The organism is Flagellimonas oceani, assembly GCF_011068285.1.
Lineage (GTDB): Bacteria > Bacteroidota > Bacteroidia > Flavobacteriales > Flavobacteriaceae > Flagellimonas > Flagellimonas oceani.
Map to the genome: position 1 here is coordinate 2,542,117 of NZ_CP049616.1, position 22,688 is coordinate 2,564,804.

Consider the following 22,688-nt stretch of genomic DNA (forward strand, 5'->3'; position numbering starts at 1 on the left):
CATGCAGTTCATCGATACTTTTACCGCTTATACCTTAAGATGGTTATTTAATCGATCTATTTGCCCGCCAGAACGTTGAAAATGTAACTTTATGGAAATCAATACGCAAAGTCCCAAATCTAAAGCGTTATGAAAGGCAGAAAGATTATCCTACTCATAGTCTTTGTCATTGGCTTGCTCAGCCTTTGGCTTATGGCTTCCTTCAGCAATCCGGCAAATGCATGCCAATATGCGAGTTCCAACCTGGAGTTCATCAAAAGTAAAATTGAGGATGCGGTAATGGCCAAAGATTTGAACTTGGCCAAATACCATGCGTACAAAGCACTGAACGGTATCGAAAAGACCAAAGGCAATTTTATGGATTGCGGTTGCGAAGGTGCAATAGAAAGTCTGGAATCGACACTTGAACATTTAAAAACGGCCACTAAAGCCACTGCCTTGGTCAAGTCCAAGCCGGCGCTGCACAAAGCTTTGGAAAGCACCATAATTGGAATTAACGTGCTCCAAGAATTTGAACAGGAAACTTTTAGCGATTATGGCAGCAATGTATTGGTGATGAACACCACGGACGTCCTAGATTTTAAACATGGTATGATGCTGACCCAAGGTTCCTCGGTTAAAAAACAAGTGCACCAATGCTTGTTGGATTTTGAATCTTCCTTGAGCAAAGTGGTTTCCGATGTGGATTGCGAAGAGGCCCATAGGTTTATCTCCAATATTTACGAAGAGGCCCGTCTAAAATTGCTCAACACAAACCTTACCCAACACAAAAAAGAATATCACCAAAGGGTAAAGACCTTGGCAAAAAAAGCATTGGAAAGCATTGGAAACTGTAATTGATCATTGATTATTTACTGGCAAACAACTTCACATCCTCTTCGGACACTTCCTTGCCGCCCAAAATGATCAATCGCTCCACTACGTTGCGCAGTTCTCGGACATTGCCTGTCCAATCGTAACTTTTGAGCAATTCCACCGCTTTTTTGGAGAAGCTTTTTTGACCGGTTCCCTGCTCGGCCGCAATTTTTGTGGAAAAATGTTCAATAAGCAATGGAATATCATCACGTCTTTCGTTCAAGGCCGGAACCTTGATCAAAATTACCGCCAATCGATGGTACAGGTCCTCCCGGAACTTTCCTTCCTCGATTTCCTTTTTTAGATCTTTGTTGGTCGCCGCCAGTACGCGAACGTCCACTTTTATATCCTTATCGGAACCTACACGCGAAATCTTGTTCTCCTGCAATGCCCTGAGTACCTTGGCCTGTGCGGAAAGACTCATATCCCCGATCTCGTCCAAAAATATGGTTCCCTTGTTGGCCGCTTCAAACTTGCCCGCACGGTCTTTTACTGCAGAAGTGAATGCTCCCTTAACATGACCGAAGAGTTCACTCTCTATCAACTCCGAAGGGATTGCGGCACAGTTTACCTCAACAAAGGGCGACGAGGAACGTGGGCTTTTTTGGTGCACCCAATGCGCCACAAGTTCTTTTCCCGTTCCATTGGACCCTGTTATCAAGACCCTTGCATCGGTAGGGGCCACTTTTTCGATCATTTCCTTGATAGCACCAATTTCCTTGCTCTCACCGATCATTTCGTAGTTCTTGGAAATCTTTTTCTTGAGCACCTTGTTCTCTACAGCGAGTTCTTTTCTATCCAGTGCATTCCTAACGGTGGTAAGCAATCTATTCAAATCCGGTGGTTTGGAAATATAGTCGTATGCTCCCAGCCTCATGGTGTTCACGGCCGTATCGAGGTCTCCATGGCCCGAAATCATAATAAAGGGAATCTCCGGTTTTATTTTTTTTGCCGCTTCCAACACTTCCACCCCGTCCATCTTTGGCATTTTGATGTCGCAGAGCACAAGGTCAAAATCTTCCTTTTTGATAATCTCTATTCCAGATAGGCCATCCTCTGCCTCGACCACATTGTAGCTATCGTTCTCCTCAGCGAGTATTTTGACCAATACCCTTCTAATTGCCGATTCGTCCTCTATTACCAAAATTTTTGACATATGCTGCTATTTAAAATATTCCGATTTTGAAGCCTGTCCTAATATAAAAATTTGGGTCTTTATTGAACAAAAACACTTCTCCTTTTTCTTTGTTTCTCAACTTTCCTTCTTGATAAAGCGTAGTTCCCGCTATGGCAAAAAAAGAAATATTGTCCGTTACATTGTATTGATACCCCAGACTTCCGACCAACGCATTGAACGATATGCGGGATGCCACCAACCCATTGTCCAAAATAATATCGTTTTGCAGGTTCATAAAATAACCATCCAAGAACGATGCCAACTCAAAGCTGTGTTTTTTATCCAGATGGTATTTAAGGTTGGATTTTGGCACTCCAATCACAAACGACCAGTCTGGATGAAATCTTCTATAATAGTGTACAAGTGGCAATGGCACGGGAACTCCTGCCGTGCTGTTATAGGTGAGGCCCAAAACAATTCTAAAGGGTTTGTCCGCCTTAGGTTTTTCTTTCCAAAAGGCCGCCGAGGCATTCATGAAAAAATCATCCATTATTATCCCGTCCAATAAATTGGAGGCTATTCTTGGCGTCAAAATGGTTACCAAGTTCCAGTCTTCGTTCCATTTTTTGATCAACCCTAGGTTAAAATCAATGATATGAAACCGAATCATCTCCTTTTTATCAAAGGGGAGGTCGGCGGTATAGCCCATGTCAAAACGGTTATACTCACCCCCTATGGCCAAATATTCATCTTTTTCGTTGAGCTTGATGGGAATATTGAGAAGGGCTTTATAGCGCTGGGTTTTTACACCACTTTCATTTTCTGGAATATTTAGGTATTCCAGTCTAAAGATATCTGTGCTTTGCGCCACTAGTCCTTGGCTACAAAGTATTACAACGAAAGCGATACACTTCCAAATTGCAGTATGGTGTCTTGATTTTTTTATGTCTTCTATTGTTTGGGCTGAATAATATGTATATCGCGCTGCGGGAACGGTATACTAACGTTGTTTTCTTTGAATTTGGTATTTATCTTGTAGCGCATTTCACTTTTTATCCGTGGGTCCCGAAAGGTATCGTTGGTAAAAAAGTAAATGGAGAACAGTAGTGCGGAATCACCAAAATCCTCGAACAGTACAAAGGGCTTTGGGTTTTTAAGGACTTGTTTTTGCGTTAGTGCCACCTCTTCCAAAATTTTGGTCACCAGATCCACATCGCTCCCATAGGCCACGCCCACGCTTACTTTTTCGCGGGTGGTCCTGTGGTTTTGTGTGTAGTTGTAAACAATATCGCTTATAAATTTATGGTTGGGGAGGATCAGTACCTTATCATCCCGGGTTATGGCGCGTGTTGTGCGGAGCTTGATCTCGAACACCTTTCCCACTTTACCATCGACCTCTACCACATCGCCCACCTGTAGGGATTTATCGACTATAATAAAAATGCCTCCAAGAACATCCTTGAACAATTCCTGCAATGCAAGCCCCAATCCAACGAACAATGCTGCCGATGCAGTGATCACCAAAGTAATGTCCACGCCGGCCGCACTGAGTGTGACCAAAACGGCAATAAGGTAGATCACGTAGTTAATGAACTTAAAGACGCTGGTAAACTTATGCTTGTCCTCTTGCTCCATTTTGCGCGTAAATATGTGGCGCAACCATTTTAACAAGAACTTGGTCACCACTATGCTGAGCGTTAATAGCAACAAGAGTCCAATAGTAAGGTCTATGGACTTTTCTCCTTCACCAATGTGAACCCCGAGATCTAAAAAATCCTTTATGGACCCCCATAGGTCCTCTGTAATGATTTCCTTTATTTCTTCTGTGCCTTCTTGCATGTTATTTTAATATCTCAACCATTTTATCAACTCCTTGTAGGTTGGTTTTTTTCCATACATCAAAATACCTGTTCTGTAAATCTTTGCCGCCAAGGATACAATACCCAAAAAGGTAACGACCAAAAGAAAAACGGACAACAAAAACTGCCATAAAGGTACTCCACCTTCACCGATCCCCCCTGGCAAACGCATCAGCATAACAATGGGCGACGTTAACGGAAATAAGGAAAAACCTACCGCTATGGGACCATGAGGATTGCTGAAAACGGAAAAGAACCCTACGTAAATAGCCAACATTAAAGGTAATATAATAGGGAATATAAATTGTTGCGTATCCGTTTCATTATCCACTGCCGCTCCGATCGCAGCATAAATGGAACTATAAATAAGGTAGCCCAGCACAAAATAGATAAAGAACGATACAATGAGCAGGCCCCAGGGAATATCATAGATTTCCTTGGCATACATGGCCATATCACTGTCCATTCCTCCAAACTGGGACATTCCTGCCGCTCCGGGCGTTACAACACCTTCGCTTGATAGTGCACTTAAGTCGATGCCAAAAATCAGTACGGCCAAAAACAACAAGGCCGAGGCCGATATGATCCAAATGGAAAATTGCGTAATGCCCGCCAAGGAATTGCCAATGATCTTCCCGAGCATCAGTTGGAACGGTTTCACTGAAGAAATGATCACTTCAATGATCCTACTTGTTTTCTCCTCGATAACACTACGCATCACAAAACCTCCATAAATTATAATGAACATCATGATCGCATAGCCGAATCCACCACCAATAAAAGCTTTGATCTCGTTAACGCCCCGCATGCTTTTTTCTCCATCGAACGTGGAAAGATTGATTTCGAAAGGTTTTTCCACCGTGGAAAACTGTTCGGAGGTGACGCCTAATTTTTGTAGCCGGTCTTGTCTTAACTGATTTTGAAATACATCCTCTAGCTCTTTGGTCACGGATGTACTGGGATTGTCCTTGGTAAACAGATAAGCGGAACGGGACACTTCTTCCACGGTTTTCCCCTCGGGAATGTAGAGCAGTCCGTAATATTCCAAGGCATTGGTCGAGTCCTTGGCCTGTTCCAAGGTCAGATCATCCATATGCACGTAGGAAACATTTTTGGAAGGATAAAAATCGCTCTGGAAAAAGGAACTTTTGTTCAAAACACTTACCACTCTGGTCTCGTCATCATTCACCTTGGCCAAAAAAGCGATCAATACGATCATTCCCACCATTAAAAGAGGACTCAAAATGGTCATAACAATAAAGGAACGGTTGCGCACCTTGGCCAAATACTCCCGTTTTATGATCAATCCAAGCTTATTTGCCATTGTCCTTGTTGTTTACGGTTTGAATAAAAATGTCGTTGGCCGAAGGTATGGTCTCTTCGAACCGGTTTATGTTGGCATTCTTTGATAAAATCGTCAAAATATCTCCCGTGTGCGTGGATGACAGTTGTACTTTAAAATTCAATTGATTTTCAATGGGATCAATTTCCGAAGTAAGAATATTGAACTTGTCCTCCAAGGAATCCAGAAATCCCTTGGCATCATTTTGTACTTGCACACCTACATTAAAAATATTGTTCTTATATGCTTTTTTGATATCTGACAATTTTCCATCCAGAATTTTCTCTGATTTATGGATCAGGGCAATGTACTCACAAAGCTCTTCCACGGATTCCATCCGGTGCGTGGAAAAAATAATCGAGGTACCATTTTCCTTTAATTGAAGGATCTCGTCCTTGATGATGTTGGCATTGATGGGATCAAAACCACTGAATGGTTCATCAAAGATCAGCAACTTGGGCTCGTGGAGCACAGTAACGATAAACTGGATTTTCTGTGCCATTCCTTTGGAGAGTTCCTGAATCTTCTTGTCCCACCAATCCCCGATGTTCAAACGGTCGAACCAATATTTGAGCTTTGTTTTGGCCTCGTTTTTGGACAATCCCTTCAACTGTGCCAAATACAGTGCCTGTTCGCCTACCTTCATACTTTTGTAGAGCCCCCTTTCCTCGGGCAAGTAACCGATGGATGCAATATGCTTTGGGGCCAAGGGCTCGCCGTTCAACAAAATTTCGCCGGAATCCTGATGCGTGATTTGATTGATTATCCTGATGAAAGAGGTTTTGCCGGCCCCATTGGGACCCAAAAGTCCGTAAATGCAATTTTTCGGAATTTGAAGTGAGATGTTGCTCAATGCAGTGTGGTCACCGTATGTTTTGGTTACATTTTTGGCAACAAGGATATGATCCATGTAAACTATTTTTTCAAAGATATGTAATTGCTAGCTACTTGTTTTCCCATAAAAACAAAAACCCACCCTCAACAAAATCAAGGATGGGAAAAAAATTGCTATGAAAAAGAAAATTAGATATCGGTTACCCAACATCAGTTCCAAATATACGTTTTTTATTTAAACAGAAGATTTTTTTTCTTTTAAGAGAACATATCTTTCACTTTTTCAAAAAAGGATTTGTCCGATTTTTCAGGTTTTGGGGTAAAATTTTCATCGTCCTGCATACGCTCAAAAAATTCCTTCTGCTCTTTATTTATGGTCTTTGGCGTCCATACGTTCACATGTACGAGCAAATCTCCGGCACCATACCCGTTCAAACTGTTTATTCCCTTGCCACGAAGCCTTAAAATTTTTCCGGATTGCAGGCCCGGCTCCAATTTTATGCGCACCTTTCCCCCAACGGCATCGATTTCCTTGGAACTACCAAGAACCGCTTCGGGCATACTGATGTACAAATCGTAATGCAGGTTATCCCCTTCTCGTTTTAACGTATCGTGCTCCACCGTTTCAATGGCTACCAGTAAATCACCGGCAATTCCATTCCCGGGCGCATCGTTGCCTTTTCCGGTGACTTTGAGCTGCATGCCGTCCTCGACACCTGGCGGGATTTTGATGGATACTGTCTCCTCGACTACCTTGAGGCCCTGTGCATCGGCATCCGCAGGTTTTTTATCAATTGTCTGCCCCGCTCCACCACAAGTGGTACAGGTAGTCGCCGTTTGCATTCTACCCAATATGGTATTGGTGATTTTTGTAATCTGTCCGGTTCCGTTACAGGTTGGACAGGTTTTATAGGTAACGCCATCTGCTTGGAGCTTTCTACGTACCTTCACCTTTTTCTCTACGCCATTGGCAACCTCTTCCAAGGTCAACTTTACGCGAATACGGAGATTGCTCCCCTTGGCCCTGCGCTGTCCGCCGCCAAATCCGCCAAATCCACTGAATCCACCACCAAAGGCGCCTCCAAAAATATCACCGAACTGACTGAAGATATCGTCCATATTCATACCTCCGCCGCCAAATCCTCCACTACCATCAAAGGCAGCGTGTCCAAGTTGGTCATACCTTGCCCTTTTGTCAGGATTGCCCAACACTTCGTAGGCTTCAGCAGATTTCTTGAACATTTCCTCCGCTTTGGCATCTCCAGGATTTTTATCCGGATGGAATTCGATGGCCTTTTTTCGGTAGGCTTTCTTAATTTCCGCGGCTGAAGCTCCTTTGGAGACTCCCAATATTTCGTAATAATCTTCCTTCATACAACTTTAGTTTCCAACAACAACTTTAGGGTGTCTTATTATACGGTCTCCCAGTTTAAAACCTTTCTCCACCACATCTATGATTTTCCCTTTCATCTTTTTATCGGGTGCCGGTATTTGGGTGATGGCATCGTGCACTTCGGCATCAAACTTATCCCCTGGCTTGGCCTCGACCTGCTCCAGACCTTTATTTTTTAGGGTTTCCCTAAATTTATTGCTGATGAGTTCCACTCCTTTGAACATTTCTTTGTCCTCGGACTTGGAAAGCTCTTTTAGGGCACGGTCAAAATCGTCCAAAATGGGAAGCATGGCCACCATGACTTCTTGTCCCGCTGTCTTGAACAAATCCATGCGCTCCTTGGAGGTTCTTCGCTTATAATTTTCAAATTCCGCAAAGAGCCTCAAGAATTTTTCCTTCTCCTTGGCCAAATCCTCACGCAACTTTTCCTCTTCCGAAAGCTCCTCTTCATCATTTTCCTCTGCCTTCTCGCCCTCTATATGTTCATCGTTCAGCTCAGTACTCTCTTCGGTTTGCCCTTTTTTAGGCTCATCTTCCATTTCCTCAACCTTACTTTTATTGCTCATGTTCTATTGTTTTATTCTGATTTGAAGTGGCAAAAGTACTGCCAATTGTATAAAAATGTCAAAATGTCACCGCAAAACATAAAAAAAGCCGCCTAAGCGGACTTTATGTATTTAAAACGTTGTGAAATTGGATTTGACTATGCCTCAATGGATGCCGGAATACCTTCTTCTTGAGAGGCATACAAATTTTTGAGTGCCTGACATATATTGGCATATTGAAAAGTAAAGCCTTCCTCCTCTATTTTTTTACCGCTCACTCTTTGACTGGCCAACAAAAGGGTCGACATTTTGCCCAAAATAGCTTTAAGAAGAAAAGCGGGCACATTGGGCAACCATAGTGGACGGTCCAAAACCCTTGCCAATTCCTTTGTAAGTTTTGTGTTGGTCACCGGATTTGGGGCCACGGCATTGTAGACTCCTTTAAGATTGTTCTCTACGGCAAAGACGAACATTTGTGCCAAATCTTCAATATGTACCCAAGATTGCCATTGGTCTCCCGTTCCAATGGGCGCACCTATAAAATTTTTTACCGGAAAGGCCATTTTTGGCAACGCACCGCCATCGGCAGAGAGTACAAGGCCTATTCGTATTTTGGCCACATCCAGCCCTAGGCTCTGAAATGTATTGGCCTCAGCTTCCCATTTGGTCACTACTTCCCCTAAAAAACCATCGTCTACTTTGTTGGTTTCCTCATCATAATAATCACAAACGGAATCGGGGTATATCCCTATCGCCGATGCGGAAACCAAACATTCCACTTCTCTGTTATTGGATCGTTCCAATCCATTCTTCAACGTTTGAAGACTATTTATCCTGCTGGAAAGCACTCTCTTTTTATGTTTTGGGGTCCAACGTTTTGCGATACTTGCACCTGCCAAATTTATGATGGCCTGTACATCCCTAAAACATTCCAAATCAATCTCTCCTTTGTTCGGATTCCAATAAAATCCCTGGAAATCTTCGGAAGAATCTATCTTATCCTTGCTTGTGGTCAAATAATTTACGGGTATGCCTTTTTGGTGCAACACCTTTACTATGGCTTGCCCCACTAATCCCGTAGCTCCTGTTATCAACACCTTCATAAATCATCCTTTTGTACAAAGTTATAGGTTTAATCGACTGTTTATGAGACCTTAATTTAGCTTTAACATATTTGTTTAAACTTTAGATCTATTTATGATACCAAAGTGCCAAAACTTAACAGGTCGTTGACAGTTATTGGGTTTTAACGGCCCTGAGCATTTCTCTTTTACCGGGTGGTCCGGGCAATCGCTCAACGGTTAAACCAACGGCCTGCATGGCCCTGCGTACACTGCCTTTGGCGGCATAAGTGACCAGAACGCCACCAATGGTAAGCGCTTGGTGCATTTTTGAGAAGATTTCTTCTGTCCACAGATCTGGTTGCACGCGGGCGCCAAATGCATCAAAATAGATAAGGTTGAACAGGTTTTGCTGGTTGATCTGCTTAAAATCCTTTTTTTGCTTCAAAAGGGAGAAATCGGGCGTGATCGCAATAGGCTTTTCCCATGGGCCACTGTGCATTTGTTGAAATGCTTGCTGCAGCCCTTCAAATTCCAACTGCTTACAATAATCCAATTGGTTTACTTCTTCCATGGAAACGGGAAATGCCTCCACACCGACGTAATCGATTTGCAGGTTTTGGGTCGCTGCTTCGTGGAGCGTAATCAACGCGTTCAAGCCTGTCCCAAAACCGATTTCCAATAAATGGATTTTTCTATTTTGGAACAATCTCAGACCATGATCGATAAAAACATGGTAGGCCTCTTGGACAGCACCGTGTTTGGAATGGTACTGTTCGTCCCAATCTTCTATTTGGATGGTCTTGGAGCCATCACCTGTGGTGATTATCTTTCGCTTCAAGGTTGGCTGGCGATCAGTACTCCGTCCGCTTCGAACCTTAGGGTTTTCTTGGGAGCGGTGATCTGGGCCAGTTCCTCCTCGGATGCACCTTCGTCCTCGGCGTAGTGCTTTTGGTCCTCAACGGACATCTCTTCGAAAAAAGCGGCACCGTTCATCACCACCTTCTTTCCGGCAGCATCTTTCGGCACAAAGAACCCATAATCTTTAAAGCGGACAAAAACCTCGTCATTGGACTCCAGTTCCACCTTCATCCAGCAACCTTTAGCCTGGCAAACTTCCTTGATCTCACCAACAATTTGGGTCTGCAAAGAATCCTTACCTGAAATTCCTTCAAACGGAGCCGATGTTTTGGAAGCCTCCCCGGAGACTTTAAATTCCTCTCCAAAGTAATCGCCCTTTATGGCTTCTTGCTTGCACGAAACCAGGACAATACCCAATAAAATAATAGCAGCAAAAGTGTTAAAAATCCTCATTTTTGATAACATTTAAGTAATTGTGGGTCAAGTCTAATATTTAGATTTGATAAACGTCCAAAACTAACAATAAATAGCTAATTTTAGCCCTGTAAATGTAAGTGATATGGAAACATTAGCGAATAAAATAGCTATAGAAAGAGCTAAAAACTCAAAAATCCATGATGTGGATTTTGACAATCTTTCTTTTGGAAGTGTTTATTCCGACCATATGTTGGTCTGTGATTATAAAAACGGAGAGTGGTCCGCTCCCAAGGTGGTTCCCTACCAGCCCATTACACTGGATCCTTCTGCAAAGATTTTCCACTACGGACAATCCATTTTTGAAGGAATGAAAGCCTACAAGGACGATAACGGCAAGGTTTGGCTTTTTAGACCCGAAGAAAACTGCAAACGATTGAACAAGTCCGCAGAGAGACTTGCCATTCCACAAATACCCGAAGCTTATTTTATGGAAGGGCTCAACACACTTATCCAAGTGGAAAGTGATTGGATCCCCCAAAACCCCGGAAGCTCCCTTTACATAAGACCGTTTGTGTTTGCATCAGGAAACGGATTTCATGCCTCTCCTGCAAACGAATATAAATTTATAATCGCTTGCGCTCCTTCCGGGTCCTATTTTTCTGGAAAGGTGAAGGTCTTGATAGAAGAGACCTATTCGCGAGCAGCCAATGGAGGTGTAGGTTACGCCAAAGCAGGCGGTAACTATGCCGGACAGTTTTATCCAACAAAGTTGGCCGCCGATAAGGGCTACCAACAAGTCATCTGGACGGACGACAATACCCATGAATTTATTGAGGAGGCAGGTGCCATGAACGTTTTTGTGCGCATCAACGATACCTTGATGACCGCTCCTACGAGCGACCGTATCTTGGACGGAATAACAAGGAAGAGCATTTTGGACATTGCCAAGGATGAAGGCATTACAACCGAAGTTCGTAAAATATCCGTTCACGAATTGGTGGAGGCCGCAGAAAATGGCTCATTAAAGGAAATGTTCGGTGCAGGTACCGCAGCGGTAGTTTCCCCAATATCAGGTTTTGGATATCATGGAAAAGATTATGATTTGCCAGAGTTGGAAGAAAGCTATGCTTCTTTGTTGAAGAAAAGAATGACGGATATTCAATATAACCGTGCCGAAGATAAATTTGGATGGCGACACGAAGTCATCTAATAAACCCAATAAAAAAGGCGCCGATGGCGCCTTTTTTATTTATCAATTATAGCTTGAATGTCAGGTTTGAAGTAGTTGGGGCCCTTTAATACTTTTCCATCCTCACGGTAAATAGGTTTTCCATCAGCCCCAAGTTTGCTCATGTTACTGCGCTGTATCTCCTCAAAAACTTCCTCTATCTTATATTGCATGCCATGCTCCAATATGGTTCCGCACAAAATATAGAGCATATCCCCAAGTGCATCGGCAACTTCCACCAAATCGTTGTTATTGGCAGCTTCCAAATATTCGCGGTTTTCCTCGTCCATCAAATTAAACCTAAGTTTGTTCTTATCAGCACCCAGGTCGGCTTTGGGTGCTTTCAACACTCCCAGACCAAACGAATTGTGGAATAGCTCCACAGCTTTAATTTTACTTTCCATTACTTTATTTTGATTTAGCTTTGCATAAAAATATTAAAATATGTTCACCACAGGACAGCTAATTTTTGCTGCATTATTCTTTATTGCTTTTGTCGCAATTATCTATTTCTCGTACAGAAAAGACAAAAGACTGCACAAAAAAAATTACAAAGGCGTAATTTGGATACTCATCTCATTCATATCTTTCATAATTATCCTTTTCTTGATTAAATACTTCCTTAAAAATTAACAATTATTTTGCAGTTACCACAAAAACACTCATACTCACAACAATACTGACACTTCAATTTCGTTCTTATAAGAAAAAACGTACTTTTGCTTTAACATTAATTTAGCACCTAACCTAAATGACTGTATTTTTTGGTATTCTGTTTGTTTTGCTTGCTATTAATGCCATCCTGTTGATTTTCAGCGTCAACGGGGCTAAAGAACGATTTGTAAAACCGATTCAACGGATTTCCGAAGCCTCATCTACAAAAATTTTCCCCCGAGAGGCAGTAGAAACCGAATACAAAGAAGCGGTTTAGTTTTATCTTTAGGGCATGAAACAGGCCTTACTTGTCTTTTTGGGAGGGGGATTTGGAAGCGTATTTCGCTATTTTATTTCCAGATCGCTCAACCCGATTTTTCACAATTTTTTTCTGGGAACATTTTTAGTGAACATTGTTGGATGTTTATTGATAGGCCTTTTTCTTGGGTTGTCGGCTAAAGGCAACATACTTTCCTATAATAACACCTTGTTTCTTGCCACTGGGTTCTGCGGTGGCTTTACTACTTTTTCCGCATTTGCTTTCGAAAAACATTCTTTATTAAAGGATGGTGACCTGCTCAATTTTTCTATCTACATGATTTCCAGCATAGGCATCGGAGTTTTGGCCGTTGTTTTGGGATTGTGGGTCGCCAAACACATTTAGTAGTTATAAATTACATTTTTTAAGTTAAAATTTGTTAAAAACTAAACATTTACAGTTTTTAAGATGCATAATCTTGCGAAAATTGAGCTCAAATGCATCAAATGTTAACTTAAAATCAATAATTACCCAACAAATATTAATATAAAATTAAATACCCCTAAAATTTAAGGGGTATTTTTCTTATACCCATAAAAATACCCGACACACCCCATACTTTTTTATGGTCTTGGCTTTTATCCTATATATTTGAGACATCAATTAACTACTTAATTATGAAAAAAGTCGAGGCAATTATTAGAAAATCCAAATTTGATGAGGTGAAAAAAGCCCTCCATCAAATTGAGGTCAACTTCTTTAGTTACTGGGATGTAACGGGAGTTGGAAATGAAAAACAAGGACATGTCTATCGTGGCATATCGTACAGCACTAGCGATATACAGCGAAGGTATTTGGTTATCGTGGTTAGCGATGACTTCCTGGAAAAAACCGTGAACGTTTTATTGGACACTGCGAGCACTGGCAACGTAGGTGATGGAAAAATTTTCGTCTCCGATGTTATCGAAGCCTACAGGATTAGAACCAAGGAAAGCGGAAGCGCAGGAATCAACTAACATTAATAGCCAAAAAACTTTAAAAACTTAGATTATGATTATTCAAGAACAAGAAGCGATAGACAAAGCCGTTGAAGCCATCACTGGCGACATGGGGGCCCTCTGGATCACCCTTGCGGCTATATTGGTGTTTTTTATGCAGGCAGGTTTCACCCTGTTGGAAATAGGTTTTACCCGAAGCAAGAACACTGGTAACATTATTATGAAAAACGTAATGGACTTGGCCGTTGGTTCGGTCATGTTCTGGGCTGTAGGTTACGCCATTATGTACGGTAGCGACCTCGTAGGCGGAGGATTCTTTAGATCAAGTCCATCCGATCAAGGATATTTCTTTTTTAGTGCCGATGATTGGTACAACCTGTTCTTCCAAACAGTATTCTGCGCTACAGCGGCCACTATTGTATCGGGAGCGATTGCAGGTAGGACCAAATTTTCGACCTATTTGATTTTTTCCGCTGTCCTTACCACCATCATCTACCCGATTTCAGGTAGCTGGTACTGGCCATTTGATGACGATGCATGGTTGAACACCGCAGGGTTTGTTGATTTTGCAGGTTCTTCCGTGGTACACGCCGTAGGTGGTGCAGCAGCATTGGTTGCCGCTATTTTGGTAGGACCCAGAATCGGAAAATACGTAGATGGAAAAGCACAGGCGATTCCTGGTCACAACATGGCCTTTGGTGCGCTAGGGGTATTTATTCTTTGGTTGGGATGGTTCGGATTTAACGGTGGTTCCCAATTAGCTTGGGGCGGCGACGATACCATCGCAGCGACCAGTGTTATCATTAACACGAACCTAGCCGCTGCCATCGGAGCCATTGCAGCCCTTTTCTTTACTTGGGCCCGATATGGCAAAGCTGATATTTCCATGACCCTTAACGGCGCTTTGGCCGGGTTGGTGGGCATTACAGCCGGATGTGGTGCCGTGAATGCTTGGGGAGCCCTTGCCATTGGCTTGGTATGCGGTATAATAGTGGTAGTATCCATTGAGTTTATCGATAAAAAACTTAAAATCGACGACCCAGTAGGTGCCATCTCCGTTCACGGAGTATGTGGATTCCTTGGAACTGTACTGATTGGCCTATTTGCACTTGACGGCGGATTGTTGTACGGTGGCGGAGCCAAACTACTATGGGTTCAGACCTACGGATCGTTGTCCTACATTCTTTGGGCGGCCCTTGCATCCTTCATAGTACTTTTCATCTTGAAGAAGACTATTGGACTTAGAGTTTCCGAAAAAGAGGAAGTTGAAGGCCTTGATCTACACGAACATGGTGTAGAAGCATATCCTGAACACATTTCTCAAGACAAATAAGAAAGAAAGACTTTCAAACTCACAACAAGATTGTAAAAAGGAACGGAGCGTTCTGCCAAACGCTCCGTCTGATAACCTTTTCAATCAAACTCACAATTATTATACAACTAACTGTCCTTCAAGAAAGGACAACTAAACGATTATGATATGAAAACGATTATAAATACAAATTTCGGAAAAATTTTGGCTATCGCCATTATTTCAATGGTAACATTTTCAGCCTCTGCACAAGAGGAAGAGACAACTCCAAAGTTCAGCTTTAGTGGTACTGTTGACGCTTATTACAGAGCGAATATCACTGCTCCAAATGATGAGGAAGCCATTGCTCCAGGGTCATCTTTTGCACAATTACCCGGTTTCTCTTTGGGCATGGCCAACCTTATAGCCGCTTATGAAGGTGAAAAGGTAGGTTTTGTGGCCGATTTGGTATTTGGCCCACGGGGTACCGATGCTATTTTTGAATCTCCCATGTATTCAGCAACGGGAGATATTATAAATCAATTATATGTGTATTGGAATGTAAGTGATGCCGTAACCCTTACTTTTGGTAACTTCAACACTTTCTTGGGCTATGAAGTAATATCTCCGGCAGCTAACTTTAACTACAGTACATCTTACCTATTCTCTTATGGGCCATTTAGCCACACAGGTTTAAAGGCTGATTTTGATTTGGGCAACGAATGGTCCGCCATGGTTGCTGTGATGAACCCAACCGATTTGACCGAGTTCAACCCAACCGGCGATTACGCTGTTGGTGCCCAATTAGGTTACTCTGGCCAATTTTTGAACTTCTTGTACAGCCAAGGTGGTTTTGAAGTCGACTATACCGGTGGTTTTGACCTTTCAGATGAGTTCTTTTTGGGTATTAATGCAGCTTATTTTGACAACAGCGACGTAGAAGTAGATTTTGCAGGTGTGGCACTTTATCCCCAATATGCAATTTCAGACACTTTCAGCTTGGGGTTACGAGGTGAGTATTTTACCGAAACGGATTTGGGCGCTATAGACCAAACAGATTCACTGACAGGGGATTTAGATGTATTTGCCGTTACTTTAACGGGAAGTGCCACTATTGGAAACTTGATTCTTAAGCCAGAAGTTAGATTGGACAGCGCCTCTGAAGATGCGTTTATCGATAACGATTTAGCACCAACAGGAAGTTTGGCTTCTGTATTGTTCGCTGCGATTTACTCCTTCTAACCATATAATTGATATGACACGAAAAAAGCCTTACTCCAATAGGATTAAGGCTTTTTTAGTCCTTGTTAAAATTTTTCACTCCTGCTCTCACTTTAGTTCTCAAATAATTTTGCCTTGGCACTAGAGGGCAGGAGTACTTTTTGTTATACACGCAGTAAGGATTGTATGCCTTGTTAAAGTCGATCACCAGCGTATCGCCTTCGGGAATCTTCAAATCAATATACCTCCCTCCTCCATACGTCTCTTCCCCATTGGTATTATCCAAAAAAGGCAAAAACAGATAATCTTCGTATTCCTCATCATCCATCAAATCCAAACTTTGGTATACTTCCAATTGATGCTCTTCACCATTTAAGCTAAAATGTGCGATTCCATATACAACTTCCCGTGTTTGTCTATCCGTGGTGCTGGGCATTAGAAAGGGTTCCGCATCGGGAGTGCGAACAAAGCGGGCCTTCACTATATAAGTGGTATCGGGCTCAAAAAAATCGAGTCCTTCAAAATCTTTGCGGTATTTATCGGGCAAGGGGGATGAATCCGGGTCCTTGAAACTCTCGTTCTGCTCCTTTTGATATTCGAGAATATCCGCTACCAAATCTGATTTTGGGGTTACGGACTTCTCTTCGTCGTGGTATTTTTTACCCCGTCCGCAGGCCATCAAAAAAACTACCGATAGTAATAGTGCATATTTCATCCCGAAGCTGTTTTCACAAAAATACAGCTTAAACTTGGAAGACCTAAAGTCTTTGGCTACGGTCTATTTTCATCAAGTTTGATGTCGTAACGTGCATCGTCCAAATATTTTGAAACCATTTCGTTGAACTCGGGAGTTATACGGAACAATGCTGTGTGCTCAAGACTGTAGAGTTTTTCCTTATCCTTAAATCCTTTTTTCAAAAGTTCTTCCAAATAGAAGAGCGAGGTTCCAAAATCATCGTTTTTGGCACTCAACGAGATAATTTTGAAATAATATTCCGTATTCTCGGGTTCCAAAATGGTCTTTAGCATATACAAAAAGGCTAGCGCGTCCTCGTCCACCACTTCCTCTGCCAATACAAGTGTCACACTATCTTCTGCCAACGCATTCACATAACCCTTTAATCGATGTCCCATTTGCCTCTCAAAAGGCTTTGGACTGGCCATAAACTTGCCTATCTCCCCCATTTGATAGTTCCACCACCCCAAATTATTAAAGTTATGCGTGTACATATCGTCATCCAAGTAATACTGGTAATCTTCCTTTAAGATGGATTCCTGTAAAAAGGCTGCATTCTCCGCTCTTTGCATAACCCTAAACTCTTTGTCGCGCCTTAAATCCCGTTGTTCCAACCTAAGGGAATCGGTGTTTTTAAAGGGTCCGTACATGGACATCATCTCGGTCATGTACTGTTCGGCCCATAACAAATCACCAATTTCTTTTAATTGATTTACTTTTTCCAGATCCTCTCGGTAGGCGTTTTCAATATATGCCGTATCCTTAGGTATCCATTTTCTGCCCATCGCATCCAAAGTGAACAGTTGCATGCCTTTTTCCAGATAGGAAGCCCCCGGCCACTCGCCGTTGCCATCGTACAACAACACCTGATTTGGAAACTTGTACCTGTTCAGCAACTTGGTATCCATTAACATATATGGATAATTAAAATTTTCCTTGTTGACAATCCCCACAAAGTGAAAAGGGTTCTTGGTATTGATCAGTTGACTGTTTGCCAAAGAAGCCCCTATGGACATGGCCCCGTTGACACCCGTGATCAAAATGGGCACCAAACTGGCAAACTGACCTCCAGGCCCCCTCCCGGCCGCATAAATCCTATCGCCATGTATGGTCAACAAACTAGTGACTTTCTGAATTGTTTGGCTAACAACGACCATATTTTTTGTCAAGGAAACACTATCCAACAATTTTGGAGCGGCCAGCACATAACCTTCATTTTCTGCGGCGAGCATAAACATGGAAAGCGCCTTGTCCGCATTCCCCTGCGTATCCAAAACTACCATCAAGGGCCATTTTTTGTCCATTGTAAATGCTTTGGGGATATACATAGAATACGTGTTCTGGATGGAATCGTTGATTGAAAGATTCTCAATAATCTCCCCTTTTTTCAGGACCAATTGTTGTGAGAAGCCCGACATTGCACAAAAAAAGGTCAGAAGCGATAGCAAATGTGTTTTTTTCATAACTCTATTTTAACAAAAATCTAGCCAAAGTCTGTTTCCAAATCATCAATTTAACAAGAAAACTACTTAACTGTTTTACTTTTTTTGATGGGAGAATTGGCCACAACATTGGAAAGTACGATATGCGTTCTACATTCACCATACACAATGAGCTCATCGATAAACTTCTCCAAATGGGACTGATCCCTAAGCACCACCTCCATAATAATGTTCTCATTGCCCGTAATTCGATAACAGTTCACCACCTCCTGAAAGGTTTTTACCTTCTCCAAAAAAGGCTTCAGCTTCCCCATAAAGGCACGCAACATAATAATGGCCTTTAACTGATAGCCCATCTGATGATAGGATACATTGGCCCCATAACTTTCAATGATTCCGAGGTCTTCCATCTTTTTTACACGCTCCGCAACGGCGGGCGGGGTTAGCCCAACCTTTCTTCCAATATTGGCAAAAGATTCCCTCGCATTTTGCTGCAAATGATTCAATATTTGCCAATTCAAGTCATCTATCTTCATATCAAAAGAAATTTACCACTATTTTTTTGTTATCGAAAGTAAAATCGAATAATTGCCTTACTAACAAAAGTAAAAAAATTTGAATCGTGCGTAATTTTATGGTACAAAATTGCTAGAAAAACATGGAGAGGAATTCTCTTAACTCCCTTGGTGTATACCGTAGATCTTTGGCCCTTCGCGACATGAGCGAAGCGGTTGCGGTTTATTTTGCTCAAAACAGAGAGATTTTGTCACTGCGCAAAATCGATTCGTTCCGGGATGATATCTCCAAATCGCTCTTGGCCGATGCCGATTTGATCACCAAAGAAGTGGAACAAGCTGCATTGAGCAATTGCTATTCCTCGAGAATGAGAAGTCTTTCTTACGTAAATATTATGACCCGCAATATTCTTGCATATTGCAACGGGCTGGAACGGGACGGTGTAAAAGAAAAGGAATACCTAAATCTCCTCCGTAGAGAAATCCGTATTTTCCGAGTTTCCTTTAAAAAGTGGAGAAAGTCCTTGATCAACAAGAACGACTGATCACCCCTACATATTTCTTCGATACTGACCGCCCACTTGGAACAAAGCTTTGGTAATCTGCCCCAATGAGCAATATTTGGCGGCCTCCATCAATTTTTCAAAAATATTTTCATTGTTGATGGCAACCTCCTGTAATTCGTTCAACTGTTTTTCAGCTTCATCAGCTTCCCGCTTGTGAAGGTTTTGAAGGGTTTTTATCTGATTTTCCTTTTCAGCTTCGGTAGCCCGAATCACTTCTGCAGGCAGAATGGTCGGCGAACCTTTGGAGCTCAAAAATGTATTTACCCCAATGATCGGATACTCGCCAGAATGTTTCAAGGTTTCATAATGAAGGCTTTCTTCTTGAATTTTGGAGCGTTGGTACATCGTTTCCATAGCACCAAGCACGCCGCCACGCTCGGTAATTCTGTCAAACTCCATCAAAACGGCCTCTTCGACCAAATCCGTTAGCTCTTCAATGATGAACGAGCCTTGTATCGGATTTTCATTTTTGGCCAGACCCAATTCTTTGTTGATGATCAACTGAATGGCCATCGCCCTACGAACGGATTCCTCGGTCGGCGTGGTAATCGCCTCATCATATGCATTGGTATGCAGGGAGTTGCAATTATCATAAATCGCGTACAGGGCCTGAAGCGTGGTACGGATATCGTTGAAATCAATCTCCTGCGCGTGCAAGCTTCGTCCAGAGGTTTGGATGTGATACTTCAACATTTGCGCCCTAGGATTGGCTCCATATTTTTCTTTCAAGGCCTTTGACCAGATTCTACGCGCAACACGACCGATAACTGCATATTCCGGGTCTACGCCGTTGGAAAAGAAAAACGAGAGGTTGGGCCCAAACTTGTTGATGTCCATTCCACGGCTCAAATAATATTCCACGTAGGTAAACCCATTGGAAAGCGTAAATGCCAACTGTGTGATGGGGTTGGCACCCGCCTCGGCTATATGGTAACCAGATATGGAAACCGAGTAGAAGTTGCGCACCTGTTGCTCAATAAAATACTCCTGTACATCGCCCATCAACCGCAACGCGAACTCCGTTGAAAAAATACAGGTGTTCTGTGCTTGGTCCTCCTTTAAAATATCGGCCTGCACCGTACCGCGAACCTGGTTCAGGGTCTTGGCCTTTATTTCTTGGTAAACATTTTCAGGAAGCACTTGGTCTCCTGTGACCCCTAAAAGCATCAATCCGAGACCATTGTTCCCTTCGGGAAGCTCGCCATAATATTCGGGCTGTGCTATCCCTTTCTCTTTAAAAATGGCTTTGATTTTGTCTCCGACCTTTTTCTCCAGACCATTTTCTTTGATGTATTTCTCACAGTTTTGATCAATCGCCGCATTCATAAAAAAGGCCAACAACATTGGAGCTGGGCCATTAATGGTCATACTCACCGAGGTCATTGGGCTACTCAAATCAAATCCGGAATACAGCTTTTTGGCATCATCCAAACAACAAATGGACACCCCTGCGTTACCAATCTTCCCATAAATATCCGGGCGATGGTCTGGGTCATTTCCATACAAAGTCACTGAGTCAAAAGCGGTGGACAAGCGTTTGGCGGGCATATCCATACTCACATAATGGAATCGACGATTGGTACGCTCCGGCCCGCCCTCACCGGCAAACATTCGGGTCGGGTCCTCCCCTTCCCTTTTGAAAGGGTATAGTCCAGCAGTATATGGAAATTCACCGGGTACATTTTCCTGTAAAATCCACTGTAAAATATCGCCCCAAGCTTGGTATTTGGGCAGGGATACTTTTGGAATTTGACTGTGAGAAAGTGATTCGGTATGCGTTTTTATATTGACTTCCTTGTCCCTTACTTTAAAGGAATAGATGTCCGCTTTGTAGCGGGCCACTTTTTCCTTCCATTTTAAAATGGCCTCCCAATGATGAGGATTCAAGTGCATTTTCACCCGATCAAACTCCTTGATGAGCAAATTAACTAGCGCTTTGGATTCCTCATTTTTGAAATGCTTCTCCACTTCCTCTTCATTCAAACCGGTTTTATCCAAAAATGACTCTTCGGCCTGTTCTTGGTCCATTTCCAAGGTCGATGCCAGCGTTAAAAAGATACCGTAGAGCTTCTGGGCTATTTTGGCTTCTTCCTTCGCTTTGGCATCATAACTTCTATTGTTTTCGGCTATTTCTGATAAATATCGGGTTCGGGCCGGGGGAATCACATAGATTTTCTCCGCCATTTCTTGGGTAATCTCAATGGTGGAATTCAAACTGGAACCAGCTTTCTCCACCAAGGTATCCATCACCATTTTATAGAGGCTGTTCATCCCTGGGTCATTGAACTGCGAAGCGATGGTCCCAAAAATAGGGAGTTCATCTTCATTGGTATGCCATAGTCCGTGGTTACGGGCATATTGTTTTTTTACGTCGCGAAGGGCATCCAAAGCCCCCCGTTTGTCAAACTTATTGATGGCAACAATATCAGCGAAGTCCAGCATATCGATTTTCTCCAATTGTGTGGCCGCACCAAATTCTGGCGTCATCACGTAGAGCGACACATCGCTGTGCTCCAAAATTTCGGTATCGGATTGACCGATTCCGGAGGTCTCCAGAATAATCAGGTCGTATTTTGCTGCTTTCAGCACCTGTACTGCTTCTGAAACGTGTTTGGACAAGGCCAAATTGGACTGCCTCGTGGCCAAGGAGCGCATATACACCCTATTGCTATTGATGGCGTTCATCCGGATTCTATCGCCCAAAAGCGCACCGCCCGTTTTCCGTTTGGAAGGATCCACGGAAACAATCCCGATATGCTTATCTGGAAAGTCCATCAAAAACCGGCGCACCAGTTCGTCCACCAAACTGGATTTACCAGCTCCCCCAGTTCCCGTGATTCCCAAAACGGGCACACTGCTTTGCTCCTTTTCGATGAAGGGTTGATGTTTTTCAAATTCATCGTGACGGTTTTCGGCCAACGAAATTAAACGGGCCAAGGTATTGGGATGCTTTGCTTGCAGTTCACTTTCCAAGGATTTTCCTTTGGAAAGGTCCAAATCAGGAACCGCAGTATCGCATCGCTCGATCAAATCATTGATCATCCCCTGCAACCCCATTTCCCGACCATCGTCAGGGGAATAAATCCGTTCGATACCGTAATCCATCAGCTCCTTGATTTCTTCGGGAAGGATTACACCGCCGCCGCCGCCAAAGATTTTGATGTGTTCAGCACCCCGCTCCTTCAACAAATCGAACATATAACGGAAGTATTCGTTGTGCCCCCCTTGATAGGAGGTCATTGCGATGGCATTGGCATCTTCTTGGATGGCACAATCCACCACTTCGGCCACACTTCTATCGTGCCCCAAATGAATCACCTCTACCCCGGAAGCTTGAATGATTCTTCTCATAATATTGATGGCGGCATCGTGCCCATCAAACAAGGAAGCTGCGGTCACAATTCTGATTTTATGCTTAGGGGTGTAGGGTTTAATTTGTTCCATCTGCAATAAAGGGTCTAATTTTGCTATGCAATTTACGGAAAATGCAATTG

The 22,688-nt window shown here is 42.8% G+C and carries 24 protein-coding genes; 9 read left to right on the forward strand and 15 right to left on the reverse strand.

Annotated elements, in window-relative coordinates:
- Window positions 1-129: 129 nt before the first annotated feature.
- Entirely contained in the window at window positions 130-840 is a 711-nt protein-coding gene (locus GVT53_RS11670) for a hypothetical protein (RefSeq protein ID WP_166248793.1), read from the forward strand.
- Window positions 841-847: 7 nt separating this feature from the next.
- Here GVT53_RS11670 and GVT53_RS11675 read toward each other — a convergent pair whose 3' ends face one another.
- From GVT53_RS11675 to GVT53_RS11720, 10 genes are all read right to left on the reverse strand, one after another.
- Window positions 848-2,011, reverse strand: coding sequence for a sigma-54-dependent transcriptional regulator (locus tag GVT53_RS11675; protein ID WP_166248794.1), 1,164 nt, complete (start codon window positions 2,009-2,011; stop codon window positions 848-850).
- A 10-nt stretch (window positions 2,012-2,021) separates the two neighbouring features.
- Window positions 2,022-2,843, reverse strand: a complete 822-nt coding sequence (locus tag GVT53_RS11680) for a DUF6268 family outer membrane beta-barrel protein (RefSeq protein ID WP_240904992.1) — start codon at window positions 2,841-2,843, stop codon at window positions 2,022-2,024.
- Between the two features lie 80 nt (window positions 2,844-2,923).
- Window positions 2,924-3,811 (reverse strand): mechanosensitive ion channel family protein, encoded by an 888-nt coding sequence (locus GVT53_RS11685; RefSeq protein ID WP_166248795.1) that lies wholly within the window; start codon window positions 3,809-3,811, stop codon window positions 2,924-2,926.
- A gap of 6 nt (window positions 3,812-3,817) precedes the next feature.
- A complete protein-coding gene (locus GVT53_RS11690; RefSeq protein ID WP_166248796.1) occupies window positions 3,818-5,155 on the reverse strand; it encodes an ABC transporter permease in 1,338 nt (445 codons plus the stop codon).
- Entirely contained in the window at window positions 5,145-6,083 is a 939-nt protein-coding gene (locus tag GVT53_RS11695) for an ABC transporter ATP-binding protein (RefSeq protein ID WP_166248797.1), read from the reverse strand. The genes GVT53_RS11690 and GVT53_RS11695 overlap by 11 nt, the downstream gene beginning before the upstream one ends.
- 182 nt (window positions 6,084-6,265) lie before the next feature.
- Window positions 6,266-7,381, reverse strand: a complete 1,116-nt coding sequence (gene dnaJ, locus GVT53_RS11700) for a molecular chaperone DnaJ (protein WP_166248798.1) — start codon at window positions 7,379-7,381, stop codon at window positions 6,266-6,268.
- 6 nt (window positions 7,382-7,387) lie between these two features.
- A complete protein-coding gene (locus GVT53_RS11705; RefSeq protein ID WP_166248799.1) occupies window positions 7,388-7,966 on the reverse strand; it encodes a nucleotide exchange factor GrpE in 579 nt (192 codons plus the stop codon).
- Window positions 7,967-8,103: 137 nt separating this feature from the next.
- Window positions 8,104-9,048, reverse strand: a complete 945-nt coding sequence (locus GVT53_RS11710) for a TIGR01777 family oxidoreductase (RefSeq protein WP_166248800.1) — start codon at window positions 9,046-9,048, stop codon at window positions 8,104-8,106.
- Window positions 9,049-9,181: 133 nt separating this feature from the next.
- The gene (mnmC2, locus tag GVT53_RS11715) at window positions 9,182-9,847 is read right to left on the reverse strand and encodes a tRNA (5-methylaminomethyl-2-thiouridine)(34)-methyltransferase MnmC2 (RefSeq protein ID WP_166248801.1); all 666 of its coding nucleotides are present in this window, start codon (window positions 9,845-9,847) and stop codon (window positions 9,182-9,184) included.
- Window positions 9,844-10,320, reverse strand: coding sequence for a DUF4920 domain-containing protein (locus tag GVT53_RS11720; RefSeq protein ID WP_166248802.1), 477 nt, complete (start codon window positions 10,318-10,320; stop codon window positions 9,844-9,846). Before GVT53_RS11720 ends, mnmC2 begins: the two co-directional genes overlap by 4 nt.
- A gap of 106 nt (window positions 10,321-10,426) precedes the next feature.
- Between GVT53_RS11720 and GVT53_RS11725 the strand changes: the two genes are divergently transcribed.
- The gene (locus tag GVT53_RS11725) at window positions 10,427-11,494 is read left to right on the forward strand and encodes a branched-chain amino acid aminotransferase (protein WP_166248803.1); all 1,068 of its coding nucleotides are present in this window, start codon (window positions 10,427-10,429) and stop codon (window positions 11,492-11,494) included.
- Window positions 11,495-11,529: 35 nt separating this feature from the next.
- Here the strand turns inward: GVT53_RS11725 and GVT53_RS11730 are convergent, their stop codons facing one another.
- Window positions 11,530-11,916 carry a pyrophosphohydrolase domain-containing protein gene (locus GVT53_RS11730; RefSeq protein WP_166248804.1) on the reverse strand — a complete coding sequence of 129 codons (387 nt, stop codon included), beginning with the start codon at window positions 11,914-11,916 and terminating at the stop codon, window positions 11,530-11,532.
- A 40-nt stretch (window positions 11,917-11,956) separates the two neighbouring features.
- On the opposite strand from GVT53_RS11730, the gene GVT53_RS21065 reads away from it, so the two are divergent.
- The 6 genes from GVT53_RS21065 (at window position 11,957) to GVT53_RS11755 (ending at window position 15,956) form a co-directional block, all read left to right on the forward strand.
- Window positions 11,957-12,145, forward strand: coding sequence for a hypothetical protein (locus GVT53_RS21065; RefSeq protein ID WP_240904994.1), 189 nt, complete (start codon window positions 11,957-11,959; stop codon window positions 12,143-12,145).
- Window positions 12,146-12,263: 118 nt separating this feature from the next.
- Complete coding sequence (locus GVT53_RS11735) at window positions 12,264-12,443, forward strand: hypothetical protein (RefSeq protein ID WP_166248805.1); 180 nt, start codon at window positions 12,264-12,266, stop codon at window positions 12,441-12,443.
- Window positions 12,444-12,458: 15 nt separating this feature from the next.
- Window positions 12,459-12,830, forward strand: a complete 372-nt coding sequence (gene crcB, locus GVT53_RS11740; RefSeq protein ID WP_166248806.1) for a fluoride efflux transporter CrcB — start codon at window positions 12,459-12,461, stop codon at window positions 12,828-12,830.
- Window positions 12,831-13,102: 272 nt separating this feature from the next.
- Window positions 13,103-13,441 (forward strand): P-II family nitrogen regulator, encoded by a 339-nt coding sequence (locus tag GVT53_RS11745; RefSeq protein WP_108246498.1) that lies wholly within the window; start codon window positions 13,103-13,105, stop codon window positions 13,439-13,441.
- 34 nt (window positions 13,442-13,475) lie between these two features.
- On the forward strand, window positions 13,476-14,756 hold the full coding sequence (locus GVT53_RS11750; RefSeq protein WP_166248807.1) for an ammonium transporter: 1,281 nt from the start codon (window positions 13,476-13,478) through the stop codon (window positions 14,754-14,756).
- Window positions 14,757-14,903: 147 nt separating this feature from the next.
- Window positions 14,904-15,956, forward strand: coding sequence for an outer membrane beta-barrel protein (locus tag GVT53_RS11755; protein WP_166248808.1), 1,053 nt, complete (start codon window positions 14,904-14,906; stop codon window positions 15,954-15,956).
- A 55-nt stretch (window positions 15,957-16,011) separates the two neighbouring features.
- On the opposite strand, the gene GVT53_RS11760 is transcribed toward GVT53_RS11755, so the two are convergent.
- From GVT53_RS11760 to GVT53_RS11770, 3 genes are all read right to left on the reverse strand, one after another.
- Window positions 16,012-16,650, reverse strand: coding sequence for a DUF1684 domain-containing protein (locus GVT53_RS11760; RefSeq protein ID WP_166248809.1), 639 nt, complete (start codon window positions 16,648-16,650; stop codon window positions 16,012-16,014).
- A 56-nt stretch (window positions 16,651-16,706) separates the two neighbouring features.
- Window positions 16,707-18,134, reverse strand: a complete 1,428-nt coding sequence (locus GVT53_RS11765; RefSeq protein WP_166248810.1) for an alpha/beta hydrolase — start codon at window positions 18,132-18,134, stop codon at window positions 16,707-16,709.
- Between the two features lie 62 nt (window positions 18,135-18,196).
- Complete coding sequence (locus GVT53_RS11770) at window positions 18,197-18,649, reverse strand: Lrp/AsnC family transcriptional regulator (protein WP_166248811.1); 453 nt, start codon at window positions 18,647-18,649, stop codon at window positions 18,197-18,199.
- Window positions 18,650-18,771: 122 nt separating this feature from the next.
- Between GVT53_RS11770 and GVT53_RS11775 the strand changes: the two genes are divergently transcribed.
- Window positions 18,772-19,173: a hypothetical protein gene (locus GVT53_RS11775; RefSeq protein WP_166248812.1), complete on the forward strand. Its 402-nt coding sequence runs from the start codon at window positions 18,772-18,774 to the stop codon at window positions 19,171-19,173.
- Between the two features lie 6 nt (window positions 19,174-19,179).
- Here GVT53_RS11775 and GVT53_RS11780 read toward each other — a convergent pair whose 3' ends face one another.
- The gene (locus GVT53_RS11780) at window positions 19,180-22,638 is read right to left on the reverse strand and encodes a methylmalonyl-CoA mutase family protein (RefSeq protein ID WP_166248813.1); all 3,459 of its coding nucleotides are present in this window, start codon (window positions 22,636-22,638) and stop codon (window positions 19,180-19,182) included.
- Window positions 22,639-22,688 lie beyond the last annotated feature (50 nt).

Coding starts and splice junctions, on each gene's coding strand:
- GVT53_RS11670 (WP_166248793.1), top strand. CDS start 130: ATGAAAGGCAGAAAGATTATCCTACTCATAGTCTTTGTCATTGGCTTG.
- GVT53_RS11675 (WP_166248794.1), bottom strand. CDS start 2,011: ATGTCAAAAATTTTGGTAATAGAGGACGAATCGGCAATTAGAAGGGTA.
- GVT53_RS11685 (WP_166248795.1), bottom strand. CDS start 3,811: ATGCAAGAAGGCACAGAAGAAATAAAGGAAATCATTACAGAGGACCTA.
- GVT53_RS11690 (WP_166248796.1), bottom strand. CDS start 5,155: ATGGCAAATAAGCTTGGATTGATCATAAAACGGGAGTATTTGGCCAAG.
- GVT53_RS11695 (WP_166248797.1), bottom strand. CDS start 6,083: ATGGATCATATCCTTGTTGCCAAAAATGTAACCAAAACATACGGTGAC.
- dnaJ (WP_166248798.1), bottom strand. CDS start 7,381: ATGAAGGAAGATTATTACGAAATATTGGGAGTCTCCAAAGGAGCTTCA.
- GVT53_RS11705 (WP_166248799.1), bottom strand. CDS start 7,966: ATGAGCAATAAAAGTAAGGTTGAGGAAATGGAAGATGAGCCTAAAAAA.
- GVT53_RS11710 (WP_166248800.1), bottom strand. CDS start 9,048: ATGAAGGTGTTGATAACAGGAGCTACGGGATTAGTGGGGCAAGCCATA.
- GVT53_RS11720 (WP_166248802.1), bottom strand. CDS start 10,320: ATGAGGATTTTTAACACTTTTGCTGCTATTATTTTATTGGGTATTGTC.
- GVT53_RS11725 (WP_166248803.1), top strand. CDS start 10,427: ATGGAAACATTAGCGAATAAAATAGCTATAGAAAGAGCTAAAAACTCA.
- GVT53_RS11730 (WP_166248804.1), bottom strand. CDS start 11,916: ATGGAAAGTAAAATTAAAGCTGTGGAGCTATTCCACAATTCGTTTGGT.
- GVT53_RS21065 (WP_240904994.1), top strand. CDS start 11,957: ATGTTCACCACAGGACAGCTAATTTTTGCTGCATTATTCTTTATTGCT.
- GVT53_RS11735 (WP_166248805.1), top strand. CDS start 12,264: ATGACTGTATTTTTTGGTATTCTGTTTGTTTTGCTTGCTATTAATGCC.
- crcB (WP_166248806.1), top strand. CDS start 12,459: ATGAAACAGGCCTTACTTGTCTTTTTGGGAGGGGGATTTGGAAGCGTA.
- GVT53_RS11745 (WP_108246498.1), top strand. CDS start 13,103: ATGAAAAAAGTCGAGGCAATTATTAGAAAATCCAAATTTGATGAGGTG.
- GVT53_RS11750 (WP_166248807.1), top strand. CDS start 13,476: ATGATTATTCAAGAACAAGAAGCGATAGACAAAGCCGTTGAAGCCATC.
- GVT53_RS11755 (WP_166248808.1), top strand. CDS start 14,904: ATGAAAACGATTATAAATACAAATTTCGGAAAAATTTTGGCTATCGCC.
- GVT53_RS11760 (WP_166248809.1), bottom strand. CDS start 16,650: ATGAAATATGCACTATTACTATCGGTAGTTTTTTTGATGGCCTGCGGA.
- GVT53_RS11765 (WP_166248810.1), bottom strand. CDS start 18,134: ATGAAAAAAACACATTTGCTATCGCTTCTGACCTTTTTTTGTGCAATG.
- GVT53_RS11770 (WP_166248811.1), bottom strand. CDS start 18,649: ATGAAGATAGATGACTTGAATTGGCAAATATTGAATCATTTGCAGCAA.
- GVT53_RS11775 (WP_166248812.1), top strand. CDS start 18,772: ATGGAGAGGAATTCTCTTAACTCCCTTGGTGTATACCGTAGATCTTTG.
- GVT53_RS11780 (WP_166248813.1), bottom strand. CDS start 22,638: ATGGAACAAATTAAACCCTACACCCCTAAGCATAAAATCAGAATTGTG.